The organism is Micromonospora sp. NPDC005215, from assembly GCF_040607915.1.
Taxonomy (GTDB): Bacteria; Actinomycetota; Actinomycetes; order Mycobacteriales; family Micromonosporaceae; genus Micromonospora.
Window position 1 is genome coordinate 1 of the sequence record NZ_JBEXHQ010000085.1, and the last position, 16,616, is coordinate 16,616.

General features: G+C 69.0%; 12 protein-coding genes and 2 pseudogenes. 11 read left to right on the forward strand and 3 right to left on the reverse strand.

What is annotated here, in order from left to right:
* Positions 1-211, reverse strand: a pseudogene (locus ABZU25_RS33590) (carbohydrate-binding protein); the annotation flags it as partial.
* A 2-nt stretch (positions 212-213) separates the two neighbouring features.
* Between ABZU25_RS33590 and ABZU25_RS33595 the strand changes: the two are divergent.
* Positions 214-537: pseudogene (locus ABZU25_RS33595) on the forward strand (cellulose-binding protein); the annotation flags it as partial.
* A 75-nt stretch (positions 538-612) separates the two neighbouring features.
* Here the strand turns inward: ABZU25_RS33595 and ABZU25_RS33600 are convergent.
* The gene (locus tag ABZU25_RS33600) at positions 613-1,383 is read right to left on the reverse strand and encodes a FadR/GntR family transcriptional regulator (protein WP_355033389.1); all 771 of its coding nucleotides are present in this window, start codon (positions 1,381-1,383) and stop codon (positions 613-615) included.
* 258 nt (positions 1,384-1,641) lie between these two features.
* Here ABZU25_RS33600 and ABZU25_RS33605 point away from each other — a divergent pair, with 258 nt between their 5' ends.
* The 7 genes from ABZU25_RS33605 (at position 1,642) to ABZU25_RS33635 (ending at position 8,812) form a co-directional block, all read left to right on the forward strand.
* A complete protein-coding gene (locus tag ABZU25_RS33605) occupies positions 1,642-2,793 on the forward strand; it encodes an extracellular solute-binding protein (RefSeq protein WP_355033390.1) in 1,152 nt (383 codons plus the stop codon).
* A gap of 11 nt (positions 2,794-2,804) precedes the next feature.
* Positions 2,805-3,779, forward strand: a complete 975-nt coding sequence (locus ABZU25_RS33610; protein WP_355033391.1) for a sugar ABC transporter permease — start codon at positions 2,805-2,807, stop codon at positions 3,777-3,779.
* On the forward strand, positions 3,779-4,606 hold the full coding sequence (locus tag ABZU25_RS33615; protein WP_355033392.1) for a carbohydrate ABC transporter permease: 828 nt from the start codon (positions 3,779-3,781) through the stop codon (positions 4,604-4,606). The genes ABZU25_RS33610 and ABZU25_RS33615 overlap by 1 nt, the downstream gene beginning before the upstream one ends.
* Before the next feature lies 1 nt (position 4,607).
* Complete coding sequence (locus tag ABZU25_RS33620; RefSeq protein ID WP_355033393.1) at positions 4,608-5,831, forward strand: mandelate racemase/muconate lactonizing enzyme family protein; 1,224 nt, start codon at positions 4,608-4,610, stop codon at positions 5,829-5,831.
* Positions 5,832-5,938: 107 nt separating this feature from the next.
* Positions 5,939-6,964: an alcohol dehydrogenase catalytic domain-containing protein gene (locus tag ABZU25_RS33625; protein WP_355033394.1), complete on the forward strand. Its 1,026-nt coding sequence runs from the start codon at positions 5,939-5,941 to the stop codon at positions 6,962-6,964.
* Positions 6,961-7,722 (forward strand): 2-dehydro-3-deoxy-D-gluconate 5-dehydrogenase KduD, encoded by a 762-nt coding sequence (gene kduD / locus ABZU25_RS33630; RefSeq protein ID WP_355033395.1) that lies wholly within the window; start codon positions 6,961-6,963, stop codon positions 7,720-7,722. The genes ABZU25_RS33625 and kduD overlap by 4 nt, the downstream gene beginning before the upstream one ends.
* Before the next feature lie 82 nt (positions 7,723-7,804).
* Complete coding sequence (locus ABZU25_RS33635; protein WP_355033396.1) at positions 7,805-8,812, forward strand: aldo/keto reductase; 1,008 nt, start codon at positions 7,805-7,807, stop codon at positions 8,810-8,812.
* 84 nt (positions 8,813-8,896) lie between these two features.
* On the opposite strand, the gene ABZU25_RS33640 is transcribed toward ABZU25_RS33635, so the two are convergent.
* Entirely contained in the window at positions 8,897-12,433 is a 3,537-nt protein-coding gene (locus tag ABZU25_RS33640) for a ThuA domain-containing protein (RefSeq protein ID WP_355033397.1), read from the reverse strand.
* 525 nt (positions 12,434-12,958) lie between these two features.
* Here ABZU25_RS33640 and ABZU25_RS33645 point away from each other — a divergent pair.
* Genes ABZU25_RS33645 through ABZU25_RS33655 form a run of 3 tightly spaced genes read left to right on the forward strand, consistent with a single transcriptional unit; the run spans position 12,959 to position 16,486 of the window.
* Positions 12,959-14,470, forward strand: a complete 1,512-nt coding sequence (locus ABZU25_RS33645; RefSeq protein ID WP_355033398.1) for a sugar ABC transporter ATP-binding protein — start codon at positions 12,959-12,961, stop codon at positions 14,468-14,470.
* A gap of 55 nt (positions 14,471-14,525) precedes the next feature.
* The gene (locus ABZU25_RS33650; protein WP_355033399.1) at positions 14,526-15,500 is read left to right on the forward strand and encodes an ABC transporter permease; all 975 of its coding nucleotides are present in this window, start codon (positions 14,526-14,528) and stop codon (positions 15,498-15,500) included.
* A gap of 2 nt (positions 15,501-15,502) precedes the next feature.
* A complete protein-coding gene (locus tag ABZU25_RS33655; protein ID WP_355033400.1) occupies positions 15,503-16,486 on the forward strand; it encodes an ABC transporter permease in 984 nt (327 codons plus the stop codon).
* The last annotated feature ends 130 nt before the right edge of the window (positions 16,487-16,616 follow it).

Genomic DNA, 16,616 nt, shown 5'->3' on the forward strand with positions numbered 1-16,616 from the left:
TGAACTGCCACCAGTTGATGTTGAGCAGGGTGCCGGTGCCGCCGGTGAAGCGGAGATACAGATCGTGGGTGCCGGTGGCGCCGTTGACCGCGCAGCTGGTGCTGGTCCAGGCCTGCCAACCGCCGGTGCCCGCGACGGTGCAGGTCCCGACGACCGGGCCGCTGGCGCTGTCGAGGCGTACCTCGATGCGCCCACCACTGGTGCCCGAGGCGTTGCAGCGGCGGTACGCAGCCCATCGCGTACTTCGGGCTGCACGGCATCTCGGACAACGTCCTGAGCATCTCCGGGGGCCGGGCGTTGCGCGACACGTTCGTCCGCAACAACGGCTGTACCGCGCAGAGCCCGCGCGAGCCGGCGGCCGGCAGCCGCACGCACATCACGACCACGTATTCGGGCTGCCGGGCCGGTTACCCGGTGCAGTGGGCCGCGTACGACAACGGTCACATGCCCGGTCCGGTGGACGGCACGTATGCCGAGAGCGGCATCACGACCTGGACCAAGGGTGAGATCTGGAGGTTCTTCGCGCAGTTCTCCTGAGGCTGGTCGGCCTCAGCTTCGGCGGCGCCTGCTCCCGTACCTCGGGGGCGGGCGCCGCCGCGTTGCCCGCGACCGTCAGCGTTGCAGACGAACCGGCTTGCCCGAGCCGCTGCGGCGGACCAGCCAGGCCTCGGTGATGTGGGTGAACATCGCCTCGGCGGCACCCTCACAGTCGTGCGCGGCGATGCGCTCGTAGATGCGCCGGTGGCCCCGGTTGGACGCCACGCACAGGGAGCGTTCGGTCCGGCCCATGTAGCGGGCGGTGTTGATGACCTGGCTCTCCAGCGCCCGCACGACGCCGCGAGCGATGCGGTTCCCGGACGTCTGCATGATCGCGTCGTGGAAGGCCCGGTCGTGCTCGTGGTAGGTGACGTGGTCGTCGACGAGCTCGTCCATTCGGTCCACCATGGCGTGCAGCCGGTCGATGGTCTGCGCGTCGGCGAGCCGGGCGGCGACGTTCGCCATGTCGGATTCCAGCACACGCCGGGTGACGACGAGGTCGTCGAGGATGGCGAGGCTGTCGTCCTCGGCAATGGTGGCGCCGAGGACGAGTTCGTCGAGCATGTCCCACTGTGCCGCGGGGGTGACCATGGTGCCGGCACCCTGGCGCACCTGCACCAGCCCCTTCTCCTGAAGGATCTTGACGGCCTCCCGGACGACGGTCCGGCTCACCGAGAAGGTCTCGCAGAGGATCGGTTCGGGAGGTAGGGACGTCCCGGACGGGTGTACGCCACGGACGATGCGCTCCACCAGTTCGGCGGTGACCGCCCGGGCCAGGTTGGTCGGCCGACGCACCCATGCCGGTGTCACCGGGCTGTTCAGGGCCGTCTCCTGCGATGGCGTCATGTCCCCTCCGAAAGGCTCGCCGTGGCACGACGTCTGGCTCAGTGTACGACTGAGTATTGACGTCACACGTCATACGAGTTACGTTCCGGGCAACATTGGCGCGGCGGCGCGACCGCCGGGCCACCCCACTTTCTGAGGTGACAACTGATGAGACAGCGCGCTATATGGTCGGCCGTCCTCGTTGTGGGCCTGGCCCTGGCCGGTTGTGGAAGTGCTAGCGATTCAAGCTCGTCAAGCGGGTCGGACAGCAAGCTCGTGGTGTGGGACTGGAAGTCCGGCGAGACGTTCGCCAAATCCTATCTGGACAAGGCTAAGGCTGACTTCAAAAAGAAGCACCCGAATGTCGAGGTCGAGTTCGTCGCACAGCCCTTCGACCAGTACTACACGCTGCTCGGTGCGGCGATCCAGTCCGGCAAGGGCCCGGACGTCATGCTGTTCAACGGCGGTGGCCAGATCCGCGACCGGGTGGACGCGTTGGTGCCGATCACCGACTACGTGGCCGAGGACAAGCAGCGGCTGGCCGGCTGGGACGCGTTCACCAAGGACGGCAAGGTCTACGCCGGTCCGGTGACGCTACAGGGCTACCCCATCTACTACAACAAGGAAATCTACCGGAAGGCCGGCCTCGACCCGGCGACCCCGGCCGCCACCTGGGACAAGTTCGTCGCCGACTGCGCCGCCATCGCCAAGGCCGGCGCCAAGTGCTTCGCCCTCGGCAACAAGGAGGGCGTCGGCATCCAGTTCTGGCTCTCCAGCATGGGGTCGGTCACCCTCACCGCCGCGGAGTACGACGCCTGGATCACCGGCAAGCGCGACTGGACCTCGCCGAACGTCAAGCGGATCTTCCAGCTCTGGAAGGAGACCGGCGACAGGAAGATGAACAGCGACGGGGCCAACTCGACGGCGATGTTCAACGACTCGTTCGCGCTCTTCCAGTCCGGTAAGGCCGCCCACGTCATGGGTCTGATGTCGGACGTCGGGCACTGGAAGGACTTCAACGAGTTCCTGACCCCGGAGAAGCTCGGCGTCATGAAGGCTCCGATCGTCACCGCCGGCACCACCCCGAGCCTCCCGTACGACGGTGGTATCGGCTACGGGGTCGCCAAGTGGACGAAGGACCCGAAGGTGGCCGCCGACCTGGTGCGCTCCCTGACCTCGGCGGACGCGCTGAAGGCCTTCTACGCCGACGCCGGCGCGATCGTCGCCGACACCACGATCGACGTGTCCCAGAACGGCCCGGCCGTCTCCACGATCGTCGCCGATCTGAAGACCGGCAAGCCCGCTCTGCACGTGGCGCTCTCCTCGAAGACGATCGACCTGATGGGTCGGCTGTCCCAGCAGCTGCTCAGCGGTTCGATCACCGTCGACGAGGTGGTGAAGCAGTTGGCCGCTTCCGACCAGGCGGGCTGACCCTCGTGTCAATGGGAAACACGCAACCGTCGGTCCGTCTGGCTCAGGCCGGACGGGCCGGCGGGGCGGCGGTCACCCCCGCCGTACATCGGCATGGCGCACGGCCTCGTCGCACCCGTGGCGGCCTGCGGGCCGAACGCTTCGCCCCCTACATCCTGGTCGCTCCGGCCGTCCTGATCATCGTGGTGCTGCGGCTCTATCCGCTGCTCCTCGGCGTCAACTTCTCCTTCACCGGCGACGGTGCGCAGAACGGGGCGGCGGTCGGGTTCGGCAACTACCGCGAGCTGTTCCACGATCCGCTGTTCCGGACCGCGCTGAGCAACGTCGGGCTGCTGGTGCTGTTGCTCCCGGTGGCGGTGGCGATCCCCGGCCTGCTCGCGACGTTCATCTACCTGCGGGTTCCGGGCCACCGCTTCTACCGCAGCGTCTACTTCTTCCCCGCGGTGCTCTCGCCGGTCATCGTCGGCGCGATCTTCAACCTGCTGCTCGCCTTCGACGGCCCCCTCAACGCCGTCCTCGGATCGTTCGGCGTCAGTCCGGTGGACTGGCTCGGCGACCCGGACCTGGCGATGTTCATGGTGGTGGGCGTGCACATCTGGGCCACCTTCGGGATGGCCCTGGTGGTGTTCCTCGCCGGCTTCGCCACCCTGGACCCCGCGCTCCTGGACGCCGCCCGGGTGGACGGGGCGTCGCTACGCCAGGTGGTCTGGCACGTGATCATCCCGAGCCTCTCGCGCACCATCCAGTTCGTCTTCGTCACCACGATGATCGGGATGCTGACCTCGATGTTCGGGTTGCTCTTCGTGATGACCAGCGGCGGACCGGAGGGTTCGACCTACCTGCCGGAGTACTACATCTGGATCCAGCAGGGCCAGATGAACCGGCCGGCGCTCGCATCGGCCGCATCGACGATCCTCTTTATCATCATGCTCGTGGTGGGGCTGTTGCAGATCAAGCTGCTCGAACGATCCGGAAAGGAGGATTGATGTCTCGGGGCCGCCTGGGATGGTGGTTGATCGCCGTCCCCATGTCACTGCTCGCGCTGGCGACGATCTACCCGCTGCTGTTCACTGCCAACGTCGCGATGAAGACGCGCCGTGACTACATCCTCGACCGGTTCTCCCTGGCCGACGCCCTGCGCTGGGAGAACATCAGCACGGCGTGGAACAGCGTCGGCATGGGCCGATACTTCGTCAACTCGCTGTTCGTGGTGACGGTGTCGGTGATCCTGCTGCTGCTGCTCGGGTCGATGGCCGGCTTCGCGCTGAGCCAGCTGCGGTTCCGTGGCTCGTCGGCGTTGTTCCTGGGTTGCCTCGCGGGACTCTTCATCCCGTTCCAGGTGATCATGGTGCCGTTGTCCCGGATCATGGCCGACACGGCGCTCATCGACACGTACCCCGGTCTGATCCTCGTCTACGTGGCCCAGTTCCTGCCCTTCACCGTGTTCCTGATGACGAGCTACTACCGGGGCATCCCGTCGGAGATCGTCGATGCCGCCCGGATCGACGGCAACACCGTGTACGGCGTGTATCGCCGGATCATGTTGCCGCTGGGCACCCCGGCACTGCTGTCGGTCGGCATTCTCAACGCCCTGTTCTGCTGGAACGACGTCCTCATGGCGCTGGTGATGATGCCCTCGGCCGATCACCGGACGCTCATGATCGGGGTGACCTCGTTGCGGGGGCAGTACTCCGACAACATTCCCACCTTCGCCTCCGGGGTGCTGATCGCCGCCATACCCGTCCTCTTGGTTTACCTGTTCCTCCAGCGCCAAATTGCCGACGGTGTAGCCGCCGGTTCCACGAAGGGTTGACATGCGGATCACGGGATATCGGACGCTCACCACGGTCCAGGAATGGGGGCGGCCCGTCGGCGATGCCAACGGGGTGTTCGCCGACGGGGTGGTTCCGATCTCGATCGTCATCGTCGACACCGACGAGGGCGTGTCGGGAGTCGGCCTCGGGCCGCACGTTGAGATCGAGCGGATCTTCGCAGCCATCGAGGGCGAAGACCCCCGTGCCGTGACGACCCTGTACGACCGGATGTTGCGGCACACCTTCAAGGCGGGCCACGCCGGACCGGTGTTCGGCACCATCGGCGCGCTGGACACCGCACTCTGGGACATCAAGGCCCAGGTTGCCGGCGAGCCGCTGTGGCGGCTGCTGGGCGGACGTGACCGGCGGGTCACCGCCTACGCGTCCGGCCTGGACATCGGGCTCACCGACGACGAACTCGTCGCGGAGTACGAGGTCTACGCCAGCCACGGTCTGCGCGCCGCGAAGCTCAAGGGTGGTCTCGACATCGAGCGCGACCGGCACCGCCTCACCCTGGTCAGGGAGGTCCTGACCGAGGCGGGGCACGGCCGGCGGCCGGGTCTCATGCTCGACGTCAACGAGGCATGGACCCGCAAGCAGGCCGTCCGGCACGTCTGCGAACTCGAACGCTCCCTCGACCTCATCTGGATCGAGGAGCCCGTCCGACGTTGGGACGCCGAGGGCCTCGCCACTGTCAGCCGAGGAGTCAGCGCGTCGGTCGCCACCGGGGAGAACCTCACCGGGCTCGAACAGTACCGTCCGCTGCTCGCCGCCGGCGCTGTCGACGTCGTCCAGATGGCCGCCGTCTGGGGGGTCACCCACTTCCTGCGGGCGTCCGCCCTGGCGCACGCGTACGACCTGCCGGTCAGCCCGATCGGCAACAGCCCGATCGGTCTGCTGCACGCCGCGACCTCGGTGCCGAACCACCTGACCAGCGAGTTGCAGGACCTGCGTCCACCGGTCGGCGTCTCCGTCGACCTGCACATCGAGGACGGTGCCTTCATCCTCGGCGACGCACCCGGACTGGGTGTCCGCATCGACGAGGAGCGGATCCGGACGGCCAACCACCGCCCGCAGGCGCAGACGGCCGAGAGCCCCAACGTCCGGCCGGAGCGGGCCGGCCGGCGGCTGCTGGCCGGAATCGACGGGGTTGTCCCTGCCCGCCAGGTGCCCGTCGTGCCACTGAACTACCGCAACGAGGTGTCGCCCACCGCGCGGCACTGAGCTGACCGCCAGAAACAGAGAGCGCGTGGGTGCACCGCCATCGCGGTGCACCCACGGCCATGTCGGGTCGGCACGAACGACGTGCCGGCCGTCGAGACGGAGGATCGATGAAGGCAGTCGTCTACCGGGGAGCGCGAGACCTCGGAATCGAGGATCGCGACCCGGTCCCGCCGGGTCCCGGCCAGGTGCGGATCGAGGTGGCGTACACCGGGATCTGCGGCACCGACCTGCACATCTACCACGGAGACATGGACGCTCGGGTCGGTGACTCCGCGATCATCGGGCACGAGATGTCCGGCCGGATCGCGGCCGTCGGGCCGGACACCACCGGCTGGCGCATCGGACAGCCCGTCACCGTGCTGCCGACCCGCCCGTGTGGGCAGTGCGCTGCCTGCCAGCGCGGGCACTCCCACGTCTGCCACGCCATGAACTTCCTCGGCATCGACTCACCGGGCGCCATGCAGTCCTACTGGACGGTGCCGGCGGAACTGGTTCTGCCGCTCCCCGAGGAACTGCCGCTCGACCATGCGGCGCTCGTCGAGCCGGTAGCGGTCGCCGTGCACGACGTCCGTCGGGGGAAGGTGACCGCCGACGACCAGGTGGTCGTGGTCGGCGGCGGGCCGGTAGGGGCGCTCATCGCCGTCGTCGCGCAGGGCCGCGGCGCGCGGGTGCTCCTCGTCGAGCCGGACCCGTTCCGACGCGAGGTGGCGGCCGGGATCGGGATCGAGGCCGTCGACCCGGGGGCGACCGATGTCGTGGCACTGGTCAACGACCGCACCAACGGCGCGGGCGCCGACATCGCCTTCGAGGTGTCCGGCTCCGCCGGTGGCGTCACCACGGCGGTCGACGTCCTCACCACCCGCGGTCGGCTGGTGATGGTGGCGATCCACCCCCGGCCCCGCGAGGTTAACCTGCACCGCTTCTTCTGGCGTGAGCTGGAACTCCTCGGCGCGCGGTTGTACCAGCGCGACGACATGGTGGAGGCGATCCAGTTGGTCGCCTCGGGCGCGATCCCGGCGCAACAGCTCATCTCCCGGGTGGAGCCGGTCGAGGCGGCCACCGCCGCCTTCACGGCACTGGAAGGTGGCGGCGTGATGAAGGTGCTGCTCGATCTGCGGGAGGGAAACCAGTGACGGCGCTGTTCGACCTGTCCGGACGCGTCGCCGTCGTGACCGGCGCCCGGCGCGGTATCGGCCTCGCCATGGCCGAGGCCCTGGCGCTGGCCGGTGCCGACATCGTGGGCGTCTCCGCCCAACTCGAATCGGATGGCAGCGAGGTGGAACGCCGGGTGCGGGCCGCCGGCCGCCAGTTCACCGCGCTGCGTGCCGACCTCGGCGACCGGGTGGCCGTACACCAACTGGCCCGGGATCTCACCGCTCTCGGGCCGATCGACATCCTGGTGAACAACGGCGGCACGATCGCCCGCACACCGGCCGCCGAGCACCCGGACGAGATGTGGGACCACGTCATCGAGGTGAACCTCAGCAGTCAGTTCATCCTGAGCCGGGAGATCGGCCGGACGATGGTCGAGCGTGGCCGCGGGAAGATCATTTTCACCGCCTCGCTGTTGAGCTTCCAGGGCGGCATCACCGTCCCCGGCTACGCCGCGTCGAAATCGGGCATCGCCGGGCTCACCAAGGCGCTGGCGAACGAGTGGGCGGCCCACGGGGTGAACGTCAACGCCATCGCCCCCGGCTACATCGCCACCGACAACACCCAGGCGCTGCGCGACGACCCCGACCGCAACCAGGCGATCCTCGCCCGGATCCCGGCTGGCCGGTGGGGTCGCGCCGACGATCTCGGCGGCGCCACGGTGTTCCTGGCGTCGTCGGCATCGGACTACGTCAACGGGGTCGTGCTGCCCGTCGACGGCGGCTGGATGGGCCGATGACGGGCCGGCCGGTGCCCCCGGTGAGTCTCGTCGGCGGCCACCTGGGCGAGCCCGTTCGCCGCGTACCCGGCTTGGCGGCGTCATGAGGGCGCGAGCGCTGCCGCGTCGCCCGGAGGTGCGTCTCACCGAGCTGGGGTTCGGCGCGGCCCAGGGCGGCAACCTGTACCGGGCGACGTCCGACGAGGAGTTCGCCGCGGCGGTCGACGCGGCGTGGGCGGCCGGCGTCCGCTATTTCGACACCGCCCCGCACTACGGAATCGGGCTGTCCGAACGCCGCCTCGGCGCCGCGTTGCGCCAACGGCCGCGCGACGAGTACGTCGTGTCGACGAAGGTCGGGCGACTCCTGGTGCCGTCGCCCGAGAATGCGCACCTGCGCGACTCCGAGGGGTTCGACGTTCCCGCGAGCCACCGCCGGGTGTGGGACTTCAGCCGAGACGGCGTTCTCCGCTCGATCGAGGCCAGCCTCGACCGCAGCGGGCTGGACCGGATCGACATCGTCTACCTGCACGACCCCGACGACCACTGGGAGCAGGCCGCGCACGAGGCCGTGCCCGCCCTGATCGACCTGCGAGATCAGGGCGTCGTGGGTGCCATCGGTGCCGGGATGAACCAGTCGGCGATGCTGACGCGGTTCGTGCGGGAGACCGACGTCGACGTGATGATGTGCGCAGGGCGGTACACCCTGCTCGAACAGGGTGCGGCCGACGATCTGCTGCCCGCCGCCGAGAACCGGGGGGTGGGCGTGGTCATCGCGGGCGTCTACAACTCGGGGTTGCTGTCGCGGGACCGGCCGCCGGCCGATGCCGTCTACAACTACCAGCAGGCCCCAGCCGAGTTGATTGAGCGGGCGCGGCGGATCGCCGCGGTCTGCGAGACGTACGGGGTGACCCTGCCGCAGGCGGCACTCGCCTTCGTCCGCCGGCATCCGGCCGTGGTGTCGACGGTCGTTGGCGTCCGCACCGAGGCGCAGGTGGCCGAGACGGTACGACGCTCCGATGTCGCCGTACCCGAGGAGCTGTGGGGCGCCCTGGCGGCGGCCGGGCTGCTCGCCGTGGCGCCCGGTCCGGGCGCCGCGGGCCAACCGAACTGACGACGACGTCCCGGCCGGGACCGGCTCCGATTCTCGGACACCGGTCCCGACCGGGACGTCATCTTTTACCGCGACAGCCGCAGGTCAGACCGCGGTGAACCGCCACTGCTGGTTGGTTGCGCTGCTGCAGGTCCACTGCAACACCCGGGCGCCGTCGGCCGTGGAAGCACCGTTGACGTCCAGGCAGAGCCCGCTCAGCGCACTCTTCACCGTGTACACGCCGGAGGTTCCCGTCGCGGTGGCGGTGAACTTCTGCTGGTTGCCGTTGTTGCAGGTGGCCTGCTGCAGGAAGGCACCCGCCGCGGTGGAACTGCCGATCACCTCGACGCACTTGCCGCTGTGCACCGCCTTGAGGTAGACCGCGCCGTTACCGGCGTCGACCGCCTGCCACCTCTGGTTGTTGCCACCGGTGGACGCCCACTGGGTGATCTGGGCGCCGTCGGCGGTGGAGACACCGCTGACGTCCATCAGCTTGTTGCTGTGCTGGGCGGTGACCGTGTACGTCTTGCCCGCCAGACCGCCGCCGGTGCCGGGTGTCCCGACGCCATTTCCGCCGAAGGTGTGCGAGTCCAGGTCGAAGCCGCTGCCCTTGAACACCATGTAGAGCGTCTGGGTCCCACTGCTGGCGGCGACGCTGACCGGTGTCGTGGACTGGTAGTTGTCCCAGCCACCGGTGCTGGGCACCGTCGTGGTGGCCAGCAGCGTTCCGGTGGGCGAGCCGGACCGCAGCTCGATGGAGCCGCCACCGGACGGTGACGACAGTCGGTAACTGACCGTCGAGATGCCCGACAGGCTCATCGGGCTGAACGCGATCCAGTCGTTGTTGGAGATGTCACCGACGCGCTTGGTGCTCTCCGCGGCGGCCTGGTCGACGACCCGGATGCCGGACTGGCTGCTGAAGTACTCGGACTGCTTGTGCTTCGGTTGCAGGATCGCCTGTGCGGTGCCGGTGAGCGGGGACCCGCCCCCCGAGCCGCCGTTGTCGGTGTACCGCGCGTTCAGCACATAGAACAGGTTGGCGCCGTCGGGGTGCCCGCCGAGCAGGTCGGTGGAGATGGTGCCCGAGCAACCCGGGTACTCGGTGGTCTCGTGCGCGTGGTCGTCGTGACCCAGCGCCGGGTTGAGGAACACCTTCGAGCAGTCGACGGTTCCGCCGTCCGGATCGGTCACGGTGATCTGGTACGACACCTTGTCACCGAAGGTCAGCATGCCACCGTTGCCCGGTGTGGTGATGGTGACCACCGGGGCGCTGTTGCCGACGGTGATCGGGACGTTGGCGAAGCCGGTCTTACCAGTGCTGTCGGTGACCTTCAACTGGGCGGTGTAGTTGCCGTTGGAGGTGTACACCTTCGACGGGTTGGCCGCCGTGGAGGTGGTGCCGTCGCCGAACGTCCACAGGTAGCTCAGCGTGTTGCCGTCCGGGTCGGACGTGCCCGCGCTGCTGAACTGGACGGTCAGCGGTGCGCTGCCGCTGGTGGGCGTGCCGGTGGCCTTGACGATCGGTGACCGACCGCCCTGGATGTAGTCGATCCGGTAGAGCCCGGAGTCGCTGTTGCCGCCGCCGAAGTTGGTGCCCCACTCCAGCAGGTAGAGCGAGCCGTCCTTGCCGAACTCCATGTCCATCGGCTTGTTGAACCCGGTGCCAGGCAGGAACGGGTTGGTGCGGGTCACCGCCGTGGAGGAGTCGAAGTGCACCTCCTTGATGTAGTTGCGCGCCCACTCGTAGAAGAAGTGCACGCCGTCGTAGTAGGGCGGGAACTTCGTCGCGGACGGGTTCGACGCGTCGTACCGGTAGACCGGGCCGCCCATCGGCGCCGAGCCGCCGGAGCCGAGCTCCGGGAAGGTCGTCGAGGCGGGGTAGCCATACCAGATGTTGGGCATGACGACCGGCTTCAGGCTGGTCAGGCCGGTGTTGTTCGGCGAGTTGTTGACCGGTGCCGAGCAGTTGAACTTCGCGCCGACGACGCCGGTGTCGGGGTTGTACGGCGCGTACGGCTGGTTGTTGCCGTGGCAGAACGGCCAGCCGTAGTTGCCGGGCGTCTTGATGACGTTGAGCTCGACCAGGCCCTCGGGGCCCCGGTTGGTGGTGGGCGGGTTGCGGTCCGGCCCGTAGTCGGCCAGGTAGACCCAGCCGGTGGCCGCGTCGATGGAGAAGCGGAACGGGTTGCGGAAGCCCATCGCGTAGATTTCCGGCTTGGTCTGCGCGGTGCCCTGCGGGTAGAGGTTGCCGCTCGGGATGGTGTAGCTGCCGCTGGCCCCGGGGCGGATGCGCAGCAGCTTGCCGCGCAGGTCGTTGGTGTTGCCCGCGCTGCGGGCCGCGTCCAGGTTGGACTTGCCCGAGCGCCAGTCCAGCGGGGCGTAGCCCTGCCAGTTGGGGTCGAGGTTCGGCGGCGTGTCGTCGCCGGTGCCGATGAAGAGGTTTCCGTCCGGACCGAACTCGATGTAACCGCCGGTGTGCCCGGGCTCCGGGAACGTCCGGTCCCGGTACGCCGGGATGTCGATGATCGTCACACCGCTGGACATGTTCAGCGTGTCGCCGCTCATCGTGTAGCGGGAGACCCGGTTGACGTCGGTCGAGCTGCTCGCCGGCGAGTGGTAGAGGTACACGTACCCGTTTGTGGCGAAGTTGGGGTCCAACGCCATGCCGGTGAGACCGTCCTCACCGCCGGTGTAGACACTCAGCGTGCCGGCGGTCACCGTGCTGTTGGTGGAGGGTTTGAAGACCTTCAGCTGCCCGCCGCGCTGGGCGTAGAACACGCGCCCGTCCGGGGCCACGGCCATCGCCATCGGGTCGACGGTGTTGTCGTCCAGGGTGCGCTTCTCGAAGTTGCCCCAGACGGTGCCGCCGCAGTCGCCGGGTGCGTTGCCGGCGGCCCACTTGATGCCACCGAGGACGTGGTTGCGGAAGTTCGTCTCGCTGTAGGAGTCGATCGCGTGGCCCATCGCGGTGGCCCACACCCGCCCGCCGCCGGTGTCGCGACACCAGGAGATCGGGTGGTCCGGGCCCATCGCCCGGGAGCCCGGGTTGTAGGTGCGCTCGTCGGCGGTCACCAGAACGTGCACCTTACCGCGCGGGTTGGAGTCGAAGTTGTACCACTCCTCGCTGCGGTTCCACCGATCCGGCAGCCCGGCCGTCGACGGGTGCTGCTTGTCGGCGACGATCGCGGTGCCGGGCAGCACGCCGGGGGAGTGCTCGGGCATGTGGGCGCCGCCGTTGATGGTCTGGTCCCACCACGGGTACTCGGTATCGATGCCCATGTCGGTGGCGTTGTGGATGGCGACGATGCCCTTGCCGCTGGCGAGGTAACCCTCCACCGCCTGACGTTGGGCTGCCGAGGTCCAGACCATGCCGGAGGTCTGGAGCATGACGATCACGTCGAAGGTCGCCAGGTTGCTGGCGGTGAAGACGCTCGAGTCCTCGGTCGCCACCACTTCGAAGTTGTTCGCGGTGGCCTGCTGCTGGAGCATGCTGATCCCGGCGGGGATCGAGTCGTGCCGGTAGCCGGTGGTCTTGCTGAACACCAGGGCGCGGAAGGCGGGAGCCGCCGAAGCGGGTGGGGCGAGTCCGAGGGCCAGCAACAGGCCCGCGATCACCGAGATGATCATCGTATTGCGACGCATGGCGTCTCCTAGGTTGGACGGGCAACTCCGATTGCGCCCACGGGCGCGCCCGGCCTCAGGTTGTGCCTGCAGGCATGGGTGGGCACGAGTGCGCTGGTCTGTCCTCGTGCCGTTCGCCGAAACGGCAGTCAGGCCCGCGGGACATCACAGTGAGTGATGGTGGCTGTGGTTCTTGTCCCGTGGTCCACGAGGTCAGGATGAGCCAGAAATAGATGGGTGTCAATGAATGGGGCAACGTCCGACGTCTTGCCCTGATGACGACGGCCATGTCCGAATCTCTCGGGCACGGCTTCGCTGCCGTGCGAGTGACGGCCCTGGCAATCGGCCCCGGTCGAGGATTGCGGACCTGCATCCAAACATCTATCTTCTTCATACGTGTGATGTTTCGTCGATGTCAAGGGAATGTTCGCAACAGAAAAACGTAAGTCTCCGCGGCTGGCTGCGAAAGTTCGTGGCCACGCCGCGTACGGGTCGACGCCGACCCGCGCACCTTGTCGATGACTACTGTCTGTGAGGGCTTTCGGGATGTCAGACCCACCGCGGGCACCGCTGCTCACCCTCCGGGGCATCGGCAAGTCCTTCCTCGGGGTACGCGTTCTCGACGGTGTCGACCTCGATGTCGCGCCCGGCGAGGTCCACGCCGTTGTCGGTGAGAACGGCGCCGGCAAGTCGACGCTCATGAAGATCGTCTCGGGCGGGTACGCCCCGGACGGGGGCACCGTCGAGTTCGCCGGCGAACCGCGCGCGTTCCGTGGCCCGCGGGACGCCCAGCGGGCCGGCGTCGGCATCATCCACCAGGAGTTCAACCTGCTGCCGGAGCGCACCGTCGCGGAGAACGTCTACCTGGGCCACGAGCCGGTCCGGCGCGGGTTGGTCGACCGTCGGGGGATGCTCGACCGCACCACGCGCCTGCTCGCCTCGATCGGGGAGACCACGTTGCCCGCCGACGCCCGGGTGGGGCAGCTCGGCGTCGCCCAGCAGCAGGTCGTCGAGATCGCCAAGGCGCTCGCCCTGGACGCGCAGCTGCTCATCATGGACGAGCCGACCGCCGCGCTGGCCGACCACGAGGTCGAGCTGCTCTACGGGTTGGTGCGCCGACTCCAGGAGCGCGGCATCGGCCTGCTGTACGTCTCGCACCGGCTCGCCGAGGTCTTCGACCTCTCCAGCCGGATCACGGTTCTGAAGGACGGCCGTCGGGTGACCACAGTCGACACCGGCGACACGACCGCCGACCAGTTGGTGCGGCACATGGTCGGGCGGGAGTTGTCCAGCTACTACCCGGACCGGGCCGCCCCCGAGGACCGCGGTCCGGTGCGGCTCAACCTTCGCGATGCGGGAAACCGGAAGCTGAGTGACGTCAATCTCCAGTTGCGCGCCGGTGAGGTGCTCGGCATCGGCGGCCTCCAGGGCTCTGGCCGCTCGGCGCTGGCCCGTGCGATCTTCGGGGTCTCCCCGTTCACCACCGGTGACGTCACGCTCGACGACCGGCCGGTCCGGCTGCGCTCACCGCGCACCGCGATGCGGGCCGGCATCGCCTACGTCACCGAGGACCGCAAGGGCGAGGGGATCGTCCCCCGGCAGTCGGTGCTCGACAACGCGCTGCTCGCCAGCCGGGCCGTGTTCGCGACTCGCTCCGGGCATGCCGCCCGTACCGTCCGGGCGCGCGAGCTGCTCGCCGCAGTGGAGGTCCGCGCCGCCGGCGACGACCAGGAGATCCGCTTCCTGTCCGGTGGAAACCAGCAGAAGGTCGTGCTGGCCCGGTGGCTGGCGCTCGACCCGCGGATCCTGCTCTTCGACGAGCCGACCCGGGGCATTGACGTGGGCGCGAAGTCAGCCATCCATGACCTCGTCCGCCGGCTCGCCCGGGACGGCGCCGCCGTGTTGATGATCTCGTCCGACCTGCCCGAGCTGTTGGGGATGAGCGATCGGATCGTGGTCATGCGGGACGGCCGGGTCGCGGGCGAACTGCCCGCCGGCGCGAGCGAAGAGGACGTCATGGCCCTGGCGGTCGGGACCGCGCGGAAGGCTGCCGCGTGAGCGCGAGGAGTGAGCCGGGTTTGCGAGCCCCGCAGTCGCGATCGGAGATGACCCAGTGAGCGCCCTGTCGCTGCTGCCGGCCCGCCGCCCCGTACCGGGCGTCTTCGTGGCCCTGACCCTCACCCTGGCGATCGGCTGGCTGGTCGTCCTCGTCGACGGCGGGCAGCTCTTCAACCAGTCCACGACGGTGAGCCTGCTGCACGTCGCGGCCGGCCTCGGGCTCGTCGCCGTCGGCCAGACCCTGGTCATCCTCGGCGGCTCGCTCGACCTGTCGGTGGCGTACGTGATCAGCCTCAGCACCCTCGTCGCGGCCGAGACGATGAACGGCAGCGACGGCGCGTTGCTGCCGGCGATCGGCCTGGCTCTCGCCGTCAGCGCCGGCGTCGGGCTGCTCAACGGGCTCCTCGTCACCAAACTGCGGGTCAACGCGTTCATCGCGACCCTCGGCGTCGGGCTGCTGCTCAAGGGGTACCTCGACAACGGCTACGACGGGCCGGCCGGCACCACCGCGCCCGCGCTCGTGCAGGCACTCGGCTACCAGCGCATCGGCCCGGTGCCGGTGTCGTTCCTGCTGCTGGTCGCGGTGACCGCGGCGGCCTGGTTCGCGCTCTCCAAGACCCGCTTCGGCCACCACCTGGTCGCCGTCGGCGGGGACCCGGAGGTGGCCCGGCTCTCCGGCGTCCGCAACGACCGGATCCTCGTCACCGCCCACGTGCTGTGCTCGATGTGTGCCGGGCTCGCCGGCGTGTACCTCGCCAGTCGGCTCGGTTCGGGCGCGCCGCGGGTGGGCACCGAGGGCCTCTACGACCTGGAGTCGATAGCCGCGGTGGTGATCGGCGGAACCGCCCTCGCCGGTGGGCGCGGCGGCGTCATCGGCACGGTCGGGGGAGTGCTGCTGCTCGCCAGCATCGACGCGATCTTCAACCAGTTGGAGGTCGACGCCTTCTTCAAGCAGGTGATCCGGGGCGCGATCATCATCGCCGCGGTGGCCGTCTACGCCCGCCGGGCCATGCGAAAGGCGGCTGCCTAGCCATGCAGACCGTTCAGCGCCGTACGCTGCCGCTGCGTCTCCCGCGGGTCCGCCCCGGCGGCCTCCTGCCGATCCTCGCGATTCTCGCGGTGCTGGTGGTGCTCGTCGGCATTCGACAGCCCGACTTCCTCGCCCCTCCGTCGTTGATGTCGTTCCTCGGACGTTCGGCGCCGATCATCCTGCTCGCCGCCGGCCAGTACTTCGTGATCGTCTCCGGCGAGTTCGACCTCTCGGTCGGCTCCCTGGTCACCGCGCAGGTGGTCGTGGCCGCCCGGCTCATCGACGGCGACCCGGCACGTACCTGGCCCGTGGTGCTGCTCCTGCTCGCCTTCGGCGCACTCGTCGGGTTGGTCAACGGCCTGATCACGACCCGGCTTCGGGTGCCGTCGTTCATCACCACCCTCGGCATGTTCCTGATCCTGGTCGGCGCGGTCTACCTGTGGTCCGACGGTGCCCCGAAGGGCGGGCTCTCCGAGGAGTTCCGGCGGTTCGGTCGGCGGGCTTTCGAGGACGTGCCGGTGCTCGGTCGCGTGCCGTACGCGCTGCTGGTCCTGGTGGCCCTGGCGGTGGTGGCCGTGCTGCTGATGCGGTCCGACTTCGGCCGGACGCTGGTTGCCGTCGGCGACAATCCGCGCACCGCCGAGTTGAGCGGCGTGCGTGTCTGGCGGACCCGCACCATCGCCTTCATCCTCAGCGGGCTCGCGGCCGCGGCCGCGGCGATCCTGCTGGGCGGCTACAGCGGCGTGTCGTTCCAGGCCGGCGCCGGCCTGGAGTTCGGTGCGATCACCGCGGTCGTCCTCGGTGGCGTCGCGCTGGGCGGCGGTCGCGGTTCGGTCGTCGGCGCGATGCTCGGCGCGCTGACCCTCGAACTGCTGTTCGCCCTCATGAATTTCTACGGCGTCTCCGGCGCCCTCAGGTCGACCGTCCAGGGCGGGATCATCCTGCTCGCCGTGGCGGTCTCGGCAACGCGTTCTTCGTCGAGATAAAGGGGAACCATAGTGCGACGTTCCATGGCGGCACTGGCCGCTGTCACCTTGCTGTCCCTTGCCGCCTGTTCCACCGACGAGCCGGGCGCGAGCCCCTCGGGCAGTGCCTCCGCTGCCGGCTCGGGCACTG